8 protein-coding genes are annotated in these 13,386 nt (G+C 67.0%); 7 read left to right on the top strand and 1 reads right to left on the bottom strand.

What is annotated here, in order from left to right:
* From QO207_RS28085 to QO207_RS28095, 3 genes are all read left to right on the top strand, one after another.
* Positions 1-1,153 (top strand): S9 family peptidase (locus QO207_RS28085; RefSeq protein ID WP_301535531.1); only part of this gene is annotated, 1,153 nt, incomplete at its 5' end.
* Positions 1,154-1,262: 109 nt separating this feature from the next.
* Positions 1,263-2,426, top strand: a complete 1,164-nt coding sequence (gene ercA, locus QO207_RS28090) for an alcohol dehydrogenase-like regulatory protein ErcA (RefSeq protein WP_301535532.1) — start codon at positions 1,263-1,265, stop codon at positions 2,424-2,426.
* Complete coding sequence (locus QO207_RS28095) at positions 2,410-4,104, top strand: NahK/ErcS family hybrid sensor histidine kinase/response regulator (RefSeq protein ID WP_301535533.1); 1,695 nt, start codon at positions 2,410-2,412, stop codon at positions 4,102-4,104. The genes ercA and QO207_RS28095 overlap by 17 nt, the downstream gene beginning before the upstream one ends.
* A 9-nt stretch (positions 4,105-4,113) precedes the next feature.
* Here QO207_RS28095 and QO207_RS28100 read toward each other — a convergent pair whose 3' ends face one another.
* Positions 4,114-6,564 (bottom strand): ATP-binding protein, encoded by a 2,451-nt coding sequence (locus tag QO207_RS28100; protein ID WP_301535534.1) that lies wholly within the window; start codon positions 6,562-6,564, stop codon positions 4,114-4,116.
* 350 nt (positions 6,565-6,914) lie between these two features.
* Between QO207_RS28100 and QO207_RS28105 the strand changes: the two genes are divergently transcribed.
* The 4 genes from QO207_RS28105 to QO207_RS28120 are packed head-to-tail and all read left to right on the top strand — an operon-like array spanning position 6,915 to position 12,987.
* Positions 6,915-10,397 (top strand): response regulator, encoded by a 3,483-nt coding sequence (locus QO207_RS28105; RefSeq protein WP_301535535.1) that lies wholly within the window; start codon positions 6,915-6,917, stop codon positions 10,395-10,397.
* Position 10,398: 1 nt separating this feature from the next.
* Positions 10,399-11,217 (top strand): protein-glutamate O-methyltransferase CheR, encoded by an 819-nt coding sequence (locus QO207_RS28110; RefSeq protein ID WP_301535536.1) that lies wholly within the window; start codon positions 10,399-10,401, stop codon positions 11,215-11,217.
* Positions 11,214-11,813: a chemotaxis protein CheB gene (locus QO207_RS28115; protein ID WP_301535537.1), complete on the top strand. Its 600-nt coding sequence runs from the start codon at positions 11,214-11,216 to the stop codon at positions 11,811-11,813. The genes QO207_RS28110 and QO207_RS28115 overlap by 4 nt, the downstream gene beginning before the upstream one ends.
* Positions 11,803-12,987, top strand: coding sequence for a hybrid sensor histidine kinase/response regulator (locus tag QO207_RS28120; protein ID WP_301535538.1), 1,185 nt, complete (start codon positions 11,803-11,805; stop codon positions 12,985-12,987). The genes QO207_RS28115 and QO207_RS28120 overlap by 11 nt, the downstream gene beginning before the upstream one ends.
* Positions 12,988-13,386 lie beyond the last annotated feature (399 nt).

Raw genomic sequence — 13,386 nt, forward strand, 5'->3', positions numbered from 1 at the left:
CCACGCGGATCACCGCCCAGCAGCAGTTTTTCCTCGACCACCGTCACACGAAGGTCCTGGCGTCATTCCCAGCGCTGCCGCCGACCACGCCAGCGCACCCTGGCAGCTGGGCGGCTGCACCTTCCTGCCGTTGCCGCGCGGTCAACTGCTGGCGACCCGTTACGAACAGGGGCGCGGCGTGCTGGTGCTGTATGACGGGCGCGGCGGCGAACGCCGGCTGGCACCGGAGTACAGCCGCTTCCGCGCGCTGGCGGCGGATGAGCGGCATTTCTACTGCATCGCCGCCGCGCCGGATCGCCTGCCGACGTTGCTGGCGATCCGCCGGGTAGACGGCTCTACCCAGGTGCTGGCTGGCGGTGAACGGCCGTTGCCGGAGGCCGAACTGTCCCGTGGCGAGGCCTTCCATTACCCGGTGGGCGAGGACGAATGCGGGCATGGCTTCTTCTATCCACCCCACGGCACGCAGAGCGCGCCGCCGCTGGTGGTGTTCCTGCATGGCGGGCCGACCTCGGCGTGCTACCCGGTGTTCGATGGGCGCATCCAGTTCTGGACGCGCCGGGGCTTCGCCGTGGCGGATATCAACTATCGCGGCAGCAGCGGCTACGGCCGCGCCTATCGCGAGCGCCTGCACCTGGGCTGGGGCCAGGTGGAGGTGGAGGACATCGGTGCGGCGCTGGACTGCCTTGCCAAGGCCGGGCGCATCGACCGCCAGCGCGTGTTCGTGCGCGGCGCCAGTGCCGGTGGCTACAGCGCGCTGATGGCCCTGGCGCGGCTGCCGGGCCTGCGCGGCGGCGCCAGCCTGTATGGCGTCAGCGACCCGCAGGCGCTGGCGCGAGTCACCCACAAGTTCGAGGCGGACTACCTGGACTGGTTGATCGGCGACCCGCAACAGGACACCGAACGCTATCGCGAGCGCACACCGGTGCTGCTCGCCGAGCACATTCGCGCGCCGATGATCTTCTTCCAGGGCGAGCTGGATGCGGTGGTGGTGCCGGCGCAGACCGACGCCATGGTCGACAGCCTGCGCCAGCGCGGCGTGCCGGTGGAGGTTCACCGCTACGCCGGGGAGCGCCACGGCTTCCGTCAGGCCGCCAACCTGGCCCACGCGCTGGAGGCGGAATGGCGCTTTTACCAGGCGCTGCTGGCGGGCTGATTTCCGCCGGGGCAGGCTGTCTGAACCGTCTGCCAAGGTCGCATTGCAATACCTGACGGATGCAGTAGGCTGCCGGAAATATCCCATAACAATAACGACAGAGCCCACGATGCCTCACGAGCTCAGCCAACTGCGCAAGTTCGTCTCGCCAGAGATCATTTTCGGTGCCGGATGCCGGCACAATGTCGCCAATTACGTGAAAACCTTCGGCGCCCGCAAGGTGCTGGTGGTGTCGGACCCTGGTGTAGTCGCCGCCGGCTGGGTCGCCGATATCGAAGCCAGCCTGGCCGCCCAGGACATTGCCTTCTGCCGCTATACCGATGTGTCACCCAACCCGCGCGTGGAAGAAGTCATGCGCGGCGCCGACGTCTACCGAAGCGAGGGCTGCAACGTGATAGTCGCGGTTGGCGGCGGCAGCCCGATGGATTGCGCCAAGGGCATCGGCATCGTCGCCGCCCATGGCCGCAACATCCTCGAATTCGAGGGTGTCGACACCCTGCGCGTGCCCAGCCCGCCGCTGATCCTGATTCCCACCACCGCCGGCACCTCGGCGGACGTCTCGCAGTTCGTGATCATCTCCAACCAGGACGAGCGGATGAAGTTCTCCATCGTCAGCAAGGCGGTGGTGCCCGACGTGTCGCTGATCGACCCGGAAACCACCCTGACCATGGACCCGTTCCTTTCCGCCTGCACCGGTATCGACGCCCTGGTGCACGCCATCGAGGCCTTCGTGTCCACCGGCAACGGCCCGCTCACCGACCCCCACGCGCTGGAGGCCATGCGGCTGATCAACGGCAATCTGGTGCAGATGATCGCCAACCCGGCGGACATCGCCCTGCGCGAGAAGATCATGCTCGGCAGCATGCAGGCGGGTCTGGCGTTCTCCAACGCAATCCTCGGCGCGGTTCACGCCATGTCCCACAGCCTGGGTGGCTACCTCGACCTGCCACACGGGCTGTGCAACGCGGTGCTGGTGGAGCACGTGGTGGCTTTCAACTACAGCGCCGCGCCAGAGCGCTTCAAGGTGATCGCCGAGACCTTCGGCATCGATTGCCGTGGCATGACCCACGCGCAGATCCGCCAGCGCCTGGTGGAGCACCTGATCGCCCTGAAGAACGCTGTCGGCTTCCACGAGAGCCTCGGCCTGCACGGCGTCGGCAGTTCGGACATTCCGTTCCTCTCGCGCCACGCCATGCAGGACCCGTGCATCCTCACCAACCCTCGCGAATCCAGCCTGCGCGATGTCGAGGTGGTGTATGGCGAGGCCCTCTGACGAGCAGCAGCAACAGGCCCTGGCCGGGCTGCTGGGTCTCGGCAGCCATTCTGCGCGCAAGAGCCATTACCCCGAGCTGGTGGCACGGCTGGATGAGCTGGAAACCGAGCGCAACCGCTATAAATGGCTGTTCGAGCATGCCGTCCACGGCATCTTCCAGGCCAGCCTGAGCCACGGCCTGCGCGCCGCCAACCCGGCGCTGGCGCGGATGCTCGGCTACGACGACCCGCAGCAGGTGCTGTTCAACCTGCAGGACATGGCCAGCCAGCTGTTCGTCGGCGGCGAGACGGAGATGCTGCGCATCCGCGCGCTGCTGCGCGAGCGCGACGGCCTGTTCGGCTACGAGACGCGCCTGCGCCGCCGCGACGGCAGCCATGTCATCGTGCTGATGAACCTGCTGATCAAGCCCGACGAAGACGGGCTGGTGGAAGGCTTCGTCGCCGACATCACCGAGCGCGTCCAGGCCCAGCAGCGCCTGCAGAGCCTCAACGAGGAGCTGGAGCAGCGCGTCGCCGCGCGTACCCGCGAGCTGGAGGGTTTGAACCAGCAACTGCGCGAGGCCCGTGACGCCGCCGAGGCTGCCAACAACAGCAAGGACAAGTACCTCGCCGCCGCCAGCCACGACCTGCTGCAACCGCTGAATGCCGCTCGCCTGCTGGTTTCCACCCTGCGCGAGCGCAAGCTGCCGAATGCCGAGCAGGTGCTGGTGGAGCGTACGCACCAGGCGCTGGAAGGCGCCGAGGACCTGCTCACCGACCTGCTGGAAATCGCCCGCCTGGACCAGAGCGCAATCCGCCCGGACCTGGATGTGCACCCGCTGGACGACCTGCTCGGCCCGCTGGTCTCGGAGTTCGATGAAGTGGCCCGCGCCGCCGGGCTACGCCTGCGCTCACGGATTCCGGCGCTGGCGGTGCGCACCGATCACCGCCTGCTGACGCGCATCCTGCGCAACTTCCTCAGCAACGCCTGCCGCTACACCGAACGCGGCAGCGTGATGCTCGCTGCGCGCAGGCGTGGCGACAGCGTGCGATTGGAGGTCTGGGATACCGGGCGGGGAATTCCGACGGACCAGCTGCAGGCGATCTTCCTCGAATTCAACCAGCTCGATGCCGGCCGCGCGGCGGACCGCCGCGGTGTCGGGCTCGGGCTGGCGATCGTCGACCGCATCGCCGGCATCCTCGGCTGCCGGGTGCAGGTGCGTTCGGTGCCGGGGCGTGGCTCGGTGTTTGCCATCGAGGTACCGCTGGTGCGCGACCTGCCGCAGCCCGGCCCGGTAGAGAGCGGCCCGCGCCCGGTCACCGGTGATCCATTGCCCGGCCGGCGTCTGCTGGTGATCGACAACGAGGAGGCGATCCTGGTCAGCATGGCCGCGCTGCTTGGGCAGTGGGGTTGCGAGGTGCTGGTGGCGACGAGTTACGAGGAGGCGCTGAAGACGCTGGATGGCAAGGCGCCGGAAGTGATCCTCGCCGACTACCACCTCGACCACGGCCGCACCGGCTGCGAGGCGGTGCGGGGGTTGCGCGAACATTTCCGTCGCGAATTGCCGGCGGTGATGATCACCGCCGACCGCAGCGACGATTGCCGTCGCGCACTGCAGCGGCTGGGGATGCCGCTGCTGAACAAGCCGGTGAAACCGGGCAAGCTGCGTGCCGCACTGAGCCTGCTGCTGAGTCAGTAAGGGGCGGAATCAGCCGTCCTTGCGGCCGAGCATGCCGTTGACCTTGTCGCGCAGGGCGTCGATGGAGAACGGCTTGGCGATCATCGACATGCGCGTGGCCAGCTCGCTGCCGTCAATGTGGACGATCTCGGCAAAGCCGGTGGCGAACAGGATCGGCAGCTGCGGCCGGGCTTCGCGCGCGGCCACCGCCAGTTCCTCGCCGTTCATGCCCGGCAGGCCGACGTCGGTGAGCAGCAGGTCGATGCGGGCGTCGCCCTGCAGGATCGGCAGCGCCTCTTCGGCATCCTCGGCCTGCAGCACCTGGTAGCCGATTTCCTCCAGGACTTCCACGGTGAGCATGCGCACCAGGTCGTTGTCCTCGACGACGAGGACGCACAGCTGTTGCCGGGCCGGTTCATTGGGGGGCGTAGGGGCGTCGGGAATGCTGACCACTGAGTTGCCTCTCGGGAAATAGAGTGTGACGCAGGTGCCCTGGCCGGGCTCGCTGCGCAGGTGGATGTGCCCGCCGGATTGTTTGATGAAGCCGTAGACCATCGACAGGCCCAGCCCGCTGTTGGGGCCGATGCCCTTGGTGGTGAAGAAGGGGTCGAAGACGTGGGCCAGGGTCGCCTCGCTCATGCCCTGGCCGCTGTCCTGCAGGGTAAGGGCGAGATAGTCGCCGGCCGGCAGGTCGCGCTCGCCGCTGACGATCTCCTGGCGCTGCAGGCCGATCTCCAGGCGGCCGCCGCCGGGCATGGCGTCACGGGCGTTCTCCACCAGGTGGAGCAGCGCCTTGTGCAGCTGGTCGCGGTCGGTCAGCACGCTCTGTGTATCAATCAGAGTCAGGGTCAGGCTGACCTCGGGGCCGGCGTGTTCGACCAGTTCGTCCTGCCACTCGCGCAGCTGCGGGCCGAGGTCCACCGGGTGCATGGCCAGCGCCTGGCGCCGGGCGAAGGCGAGCAGGTTGTGGGTCAGCTCGGCGGCGCGCTCGGTGGCCTGGGTGGCGGCATGCAGGATGTGGCTCAGTTCGGGCTGGGCGTTGGCCGGCGCGCGGCGGGTGATCAGGTCGAGGCTGAAGCGGATGCTCGACAGCAGGTTGTTGAAGTCGTGGGCGATGCCGCCGGTGAGCTGGCCGACGGCCTCCATGCGCTGGGCGTTGAGCAGGGCGGTGTGCGCTTCTTCCAGCAACTCGACGCCGCGCTTCTGTGCGGTGACGTCGCGGCCGCAGCCATAGATCACGCCGTTCTCTTCGGTGGCGTGCCAGGAAATCCAGCGGTAGCTGCCATCGGCGTGGCGCATGCGGTTCTCGAAGTGCTGCAGGCGCTCGCCCTGGGCCAGTGCCGCGCGGCCGTCGACGCTGGCGGCGAGGTCGTCGGGGTGCACCAGCTCTTCGCTGTTCAGGCCGTCCAGTTGGTCCTCGCTCCAGCCGAGGAGGCTGGTCCAGGCCGGGTTGACGCTGCGCAGCCGGCCGTCGTGGTCGAGCACGCAGAACAGGTCCTGGCTGACGGCCCAGACGCGGTCGCGCTCCTGGGTGCGCTGGCGCATTTCTTCCTGCACCGCCTCGCGGGCCTGGCGCTCGCCGGCGCGCAGGGCGGCGCTGGCCAGGGCGTGGCCGAGCAGGGCGGCCAGTTCGTTGAAGAAGGCCGCATAGTTCTCGTCCAGGCGCCGGCGCGGGCTGATGCCGAACACCGCCAGGCTGTCGGCGTGGCCGTCCAGCGGCGTGGCGTAGGTGCTGTCGAGCAGTTCCGGCCAGGGCGCAAAGGCGCGCACGTGCTGGGTGCCCAGCGGCGACTGGTGGGCTTCCTTGAGGCCGTTGAACAGGTGCAGCGGGTCGTCGTCGGCGGACAGCTGCGCCGGGGCGAAGCGGTCGTTGCTCTGGGTGCCGCAGGCGCCGAGCAGGGCGCCGGCGTGGTAGATCAGGCAGAAGGGCACGTCGTGGCTGGCTTCGGCCAGCAGGGCGAAGGCGAGGTCACAGATCTGCGCGCTGTCCTCGGCCTGCCCCAGGCGCTCGGCGAGGCGCGTCAGCAGGCGCTGGCGGCGCTGGCCGATGACGTTGCCGGTGGTCTCCACGGCGGTGTTGAACAGGCCGACCGGCTTGCCGTCCTGGCCGAAGATCGGGCTGACGTTGTAGGTGAAGTAGGCTTCCTCGACATAGCCGAAGCGCACCATGGGCAGCAGGCGATCTTCCTCGTGGGCGGCGACGCCGGTCTGCAGGATGCCGTTGTACATGGGGTCGATGATCGACCAGATGTCCGACCATGCGACGCTCGCCGGCTGGCCCAGGCAGCCAGGATGCTTGTCGCCGGGAATGACGCTCCAGGCGTCGTTGTACAGCAGGATGAATTCCGGGCCCCAGTAGATGCACACCGGCAGCTTGGAATTGAGGCCGACCTCGAGAATCCCCTTGAGGGTGACGGGCCATTGTTCCATCGGCCCAAGCGGAGTGGCGGCCCAGTCGTGCTGGCGAATCAGCGGCGCCATGGCACTGCTGCTATTGAGGAATTCGCCTGGCGACGTTGGGGTTTCCCCCGGTGAGCTTGGCATCGAGCAGCCCCTGCGACCGATTGATCTTCTGTTCCTTGTCGACGTTGGAAAGGCGCGGCTGGAGATAATTCCACTTTTCTCCTGCGCTCAGCCGTAAATAGTTCGAACGTCCCGAAAGAGTGGATGTCAACTCGCCAGCTGATGTGTAGCCTACAATACTTCGCGTTATTATTTCGGCTGTTTTCAGATCGTTCTTACAATAACTTCAAATACTTATCTGGCTTCTGTCGATTTTCCGTCCGCTGCGCGACGGTGCCCGGAAAGAGCCGCCATCAGGAATACTTTGGATGAACCAGGGGAACCAGAAAGCCGTCGCCGACGAGAGCGCCTTCCGCCGCATCCTGGCGCGCAACATGGCGCTGCCGCTGGGCATCTGCCTGCTCGGCGCAGTGCTGTTCATCGGCCTGATCCTCTACATGCTCGACGTGCTTGGCTGGGTCGAGCACACCGACCGGGTGATCTCCAGCGCCAACGAGATGCAGCGCCTGAGCGTGGACCAGGAGAGCGGCCTGCGCGGCTTCCTGATTACCGGTGATCCGGGCTTCCTCGAACCCTTGGAGCAGGCGCGGCCGCGGATCAATTCCGGGCTCAAGAGCCTGGCCGAGCTGGTCGCGGACAACCCGCCGCAGGTCGAGCGGGTAGGGCGCCTGACCTCGATGCAGGACGAGTGGATGGCCTTCGCCCAGCAGATGATCGAGCAGCGCCGCCAGGGCCAGGACACCTCCGACGCCATAAAGGCCGGGCGTGGCAAAAGCATGATGGATGCGATCCGTGCGCAGTACACCTCGCTGATCAACACCGAGCAGCAGCTGCGCCACGACCGCAACCAGTTCGCTTCCAGCCTCTCCACCGGGGTGGTGGTGCTCTATCTGCTGTTCAGCCTCGTGGTCGGTACGCTGCTGGCCTATTTCGGCCGCCGCCAGCTGGTCAGCCTGTCCGAGTCCTACGCCGAATCCCTGCGCCGCCAGGTGCTGCACAATGAAACCCTGGCGCGCCAGGCCTGGCTGCGTGACGGCCAGAGCCGGCTGGGCGAGCAACTGATCGGCCAGCAGTCGCTGACGACCCTGGGGCGCAGCCTGATGGACTTCCTTGGCGACTTCGTCGCCTCGCCGGTGGGCGCGCTCTATGTGCGTGACGACCGTGGCGGCCTGCGCCTGTCCGGCTCCTTCGGCTTTGCCAGCGAGGTCCTGGGCGAGGACTACTTCGCTCCCGACGAAAGCCTGATCGCCCAGGCCGCACGCCAGCGCAAGCTACGCGTGGTAGAAGGGCTGCCGCCGGATTACCTGAAGGTCAATTCGGCGCTGGGCAACGGCCAGCCGGTCAGCGTGGCGCTGTTGCCGCTGATCAACGACGGCGGCGTGGTCGGCGTGCTGGAACTGGGCTTCCTGCGCGAGCTGGAGGAGCGCGACCAGGCCTTCCTGCAGAACGTCGGCGAGACCCTCGGCAGCGCCATCGCTTCCGCCCAGCATCGCCAGCGCCAGCAGGACCTGCTGGCGGAAACCCAGCAGCTCAACGAAGAGCTGCAGGTACAGCAGGAAGAGCTGAAGACCGCCAACGAGGAGCTGGAGGAGCAGTCGCGGGTGCTCAAGGAGTCCCAGGCGCACCTGGAAGCCCAGCAGGCGGAGCTGGAACAGACCAACGAGCGTCTGGCCGAGCAGACCCAGGAACTGGCCGCCCAGCGAGATGACCTCGACGGCAAGAACACCGAGCTGAACCAGGCGCGCCTGGACCTGCAGGGCCGTGCCGACGACCTGCAGCGCGCCAGCCGCTACAAGTCCGAGTTCCTCGCCAACATGTCCCACGAGCTGCGCACGCCGCTCAACAGCTCGCTGATCCTGGCGCGCCTGCTGGCGGACAACGAGCAGGGCAACCTCGACGAGGAGCAGGTGAAATTCGCCGAGTCGATCTACGGCGCCGGCAACGACCTGCTCAACCTGATCAACGACATCCTCGATATCTCCAAGGTCGAGGCCGGCAAGCTCGAAGTGCGCCCGGAGAACGCCAGCGTGCGGCGCCTGGTGGAAGGGGTGGAAGGGCTGTTCCGGCCGCAGGCCGACGACAAGGGCCTGCGCTTCGCCGTCGAAGTGGCCGAGAATACGCCGGCGATGCTGTTCAGCGACCGCCAGCGGATCGAACAGATCCTCAAGAACCTGCTGTCCAACGCCTTCAAGTTCACCGACGCCGGCGAAGTCGCCCTGCGCGTGAGCGGTGCGCCCGAAGGGCTGCGCTTCGACGTGCGTGACAGCGGCATAGGTATCGCCGAAGACCAGCTGGCGCGCATCTTCGAAGCCTTCCAGCAGGCCGACGGCGCCACCAACCGCCGCTACGGCGGCACCGGCCTGGGCCTGTCGATCTCCCGCGACCTGGCGCACCTGCTGGGTGGCAGCATCATCGTCAGCAGCCAGCCGGGCAAGGGCAGCGTGTTCAGCCTGCTGCTGCCGCTCAATTACCAGGCGCCGCCGGAAGAAGTGGTCAGCGCCCCTGCGCCGGTCGTCGCCCTGGCGCCGGCTCCGGTGCTGCCGCCGGTGGTGCGCGCGCCAGTGGCGGCGGCGTTTGCCGACGACCGTGAGCAGCTCAACGTCGGTCAGCGCTGTGTGCTGGTGGTGGAGGACGAACCGAAGTTCGCCCGCATCCTCTATGACCTGGCCCGCGAGCTGGGCTACCGCTGCCTGGTGGCCATGGGCGCCGAGGAAGGCCTGCGCCTGGCCGACGAACACGGCCCCGACGCCATCCTGCTGGATATGCACCTGCCCGACGAATCCGGCCTCGCTGTGCTGCAGCGCCTGAAGGCCAACCCGCGCACCCGTCACGTGCCGGTGCACGTGGTCTCGGTGGAGGACCGCAGCGAGGCGGCGCTGCACCTGGGGGCCATCGGCTATGCGCTCAAGCCCACCAGCCGCGACCAGTTGCGCGAAGTGTTCAGCAAGCTGGAGGCCAAGCTGACCCAGGAGGTCAAACGCATCCTGCTGGTGGAAGACGACCCGCTGCAGCGCGACAGCGTCTCGCGCCTGATCGGCGACGACGACATCGAGATCACCGCGGTGGAACAGGGCGAGCAGGCCCTGGAACTGCTGCGACGCAATATCTACGACTGCATGATCATCGACCTCAAGCTGCCGGACATGCAGGGCAACGAACTGCTGCGGCGCATGGGCGAGGAGGACATCTGCTCGTTCCCGCCGGTGATCGTCTACACCGGGCGCAACCTCACCCGCGACGAGGAAACCGAGCTGCTCAAGTACTCGCGCTCGATCATCATCAAGGGCGCGCGCTCGCCGGAGCGCCTGCTCGACGAGGTGACGCTGTTCCTGCACAAGGTCGAATCGCAGCTGTCCAGCGAGCGCCAGCGCATGCTGCGCACCTCGCGCAACCGCGACCGCGCCTTCGAGGAGCGGCGCATCCTGCTGGTGGACGACGACGTGCGCAACATCTTCGCCCTCACCAGCGCCCTGGAGCACAAGGGCGCCCGCGTGGAAGTGGCGCGCAACGGCCGCGAGGCCATCGAGAAGCTGGCCCAGGTCGGCGACATCGACCTGGTGCTGATGGACGTGATGATGCCGGAGATGGACGGCTACGAGGCGACCCGCCTGATCCGCCAGGACGCGCGCTGGAAGAAGCTGCCGATCCTCGCGGTGACCGCCAAGGCGATGAAGGACGACCACGAGCTGTGCCTGCGCGCCGGTGCCAACGACTACCTGGCCAAGCCCATCGACCTGGACCGCCTGTTCTCCCTGATCCGGGTATGGCTACCCAAGCTGGAGCGCATCTGAAATGCCTGATCGCAGCCAGGACATCGAGCTGCGCCTCCTCATCGAGGCGATCTACCTGAAGTACAGCTACGACTTCCGGGACTACTCCGGCACCTCGCTCAAGCGCCGCGTGCTGCATGCCACCAAGCTGTTCGAGTGCAGCAGCATCTCGGCGCTGCAGGAGCGCATCCTGCACGAACCGCACGCGTTCCATGAGCTGCTGCAGTACCTCACCATCTCGGTGAGCGAGATGTTCCGCGACCCCAGCTACTTCCTCGCGCTGCGCCAGGAAGTGGTGCCGGTGCTGCGCACCTATCCGTCGCTGCGGCTGTGGGTGGCGGGTTGCAGCACCGGTGAAGAGGTGCATTCGCTGGCCATCCTGCTGCACGAGGAAGGCCTGCTGGAGCGCACGCTGATCTACGCCACCGACATCAACCCGCGCTCGCTGGAACAGGCGCGGCGCGGCATCTACGCGGTAGACGACCTGGCCCAGGCCAGCGAGAACTACCGCGCCGCCGGCGGCAAGGGCTCGCTCTCGGACTACTACACCGCCGCCTACGACGGCGCGCTGTTCGACAAGATGCTGCGCGCCAACGTGACCTTCGCCGACCACAGCCTGGCCACCGACAGTGTGTTCTCCGAGACGCACCTGGTGTCCTGCCGCAACGTGCTGATCTACTTCAACCGCCAGCTGCAGAACCGCGCCATCGGCCTGTTCCACGAATCGCTGTGCCACCGAGGCTTCCTCGGGTTGGGTAGCAAGGAGAGCCTGGACTTCACCGATTTCGCTTCCGAGTTCGAGGTGGTGAACCGTCGCGAACGGGTGTTCCGCAAGCGATGAACGCGCAGAGGAGGGTCGAGGCCGTGGTCATCGGCGCCTCAGCAGGCGGCGTGGACGCGCTGTTCCAGCTTTTCGGCGGGTTGCCGGCGGACTTCCGCCTGCCCATGGTGGCGGTGCTGCATCTGCCGGAGAACCATGAGAGCCAGCTGGTCGACCTGTTCGCCCGGCGCCTGCTGATTCCGGTGCAGGAAGCGCGCGACAAGGCGCCGCTGGAAGCTGGCACGTTGTACTTCGCCGCCGCCGGCTATCACCTGTCCATCGAGCGCGACCGCAGTTTTGCCCTGAGCCGCGAGGCGCCGCGGAACTTCTCCCGGCCGTCGATCGACATCCTTTTCGACACGGCAGCGGATGCCTACCGCGACGAACTGGCGGGCATCCTCCTGACCGGGGCCAACCAGGATGGCGCCGAAGGGTTGGCGCACATCCACCGCGAGGGCGGTTTGAGCATCGTCCAGGACCCGGCCGAAGCCGCCGTGTCCACCATGCCGGAGGCGGCGATTGCACTGCACGCCCCGGACCATATTCTTCCCCTGCGCGAGATTCACGCGCTGCTGGCCCGCCTGGGCTCACATCTGGATTCCAATAATGCTAAGTAACCAGGGAAGCAAGCTGCTGATCGTCGACGACCTGCCGGAGAACCTGCTGGCGCTGGAGGCGTTGATCAAGGGCGAGGGACGCGAGGTGTACAAGGCCTCCTCGGCGGACGAAGCGCTGTCGCTGCTGCTGGAACACGAGTTCGCCCTGGCGCTGCTCGATGTGCAGATGCCCGGCATGGACGGTTTCGCCCTGGCCGAGCTGATGCGCGGCACCGAGCGCACCAAGAACATCCCCATCGTCTTCGTCACCGCCGCTGGGCGCGAGCAGAACTACGCGTTCAAGGGCTATGAAAGCGGCGCGGTGGACTTCCTCTACAAGCCGCTGGACAACCATGCGGTGCGCAGCAAGGTCAACGTCTTCGTCGACCTCTACCGCCAGCGCAAGGTGCTGGCCCGGCAACTGGAAGCCCTGGAGCAGGCGCGCGCCGAACAGGACGCGCTGCTCGCCGAGCTGCGCGAGACCCAGGTCGAGCTGCAGCGCGCGGTGAAGATGCGCGATGACTTCATGTCCATCGTCTCCCACGAACTGCGCACGCCGCTCAACGGCCTGATGCTCGATACCCAGCTGCGCCGCCTGTACCTGTCCAAGGGCAAACTGGAGCACTTCGCGAAGGAGCGCCTGGGTGTGCTCTTCGAGCGCGACGAACGCCAGCTGGACGGCCTCAACCGGCTGATCGAGGACATGCTCGACGTCTCGCGCATCCGCACCGGCAAGCTGTCGATCCGCCCGGAACCGGCCAACCTCGCCGACATCGCCCGCCGCGTGCTGGGCAACTTCGCCGTGCAGGCCCAGGCCGCCGGTTGCGAGCTGAGCCTGGAAGCGCCCGAGCTGATCGCCGGGGTGTGGGACGCGTACCGCGTCGAGCAGGTGATCAGCAACCTGGTCAGCAACGCCCTGCGCTACGGACCGGGGCAGCCGGTGGAGGTCCGCGTGGCGGAGCACGAAGGCCAGGCACGGCTGTGCGTGCGTGATCATGGCGATGGCATAGGTATTGAGGAACAGCGGCGCATCTTCCAGCAGTTCGAACGCGGCGCCGGCGCGGCCCGCGTCGCCGGGTTGGGGTTGGGGCTGTACATCTCCGAACAGATCATCCAGGCCCACGGCGGACGCATCGAGGTGCGCAGCGAGCCGGGGCAGGGGGCGGAGTTCTGTGTTTATCTGCCGATGGAGTGAGGTCTGACTCTGCAGCGATCGCTCTTGTAGGAGCGGAGCTTCTCCGCGAATCGCCGGCAGGCGATGGTTGGCGGAATATCCCTGTGACTTCCCTATCCGCCGCGATGGATTTCGCGGACAAGGTCCGCTCCTACCGCCGGGCCGCCGCACGCTCTTCGTAGGAGCGAGCTTGCTCGCGAACCGCACGGCACAGACYGTAGGGCGCATAACGCGCCAGCGTTATCCGCCGTTGGCGTTGCCTGCGTTGTCGTTCGTGTTTCTGCGCCGCTTCGGCGTGCGCGCGGGCTTTCTGTTTCGCCCCCTCGGGCGAGTCCCTTTTGTCAAACGCCACAAAAGGAACCAAAAAGTCTGGCCCCGGACATCCGGTTTTTCGCTTAGGCGAAAAATTCCCTCGTTGAA

It is taken from the genome of Pseudomonas sp. CAN1, from assembly GCF_030462585.1.
Taxonomy (GTDB): domain Bacteria; phylum Pseudomonadota; class Gammaproteobacteria; order Pseudomonadales; family Pseudomonadaceae; genus Pseudomonas.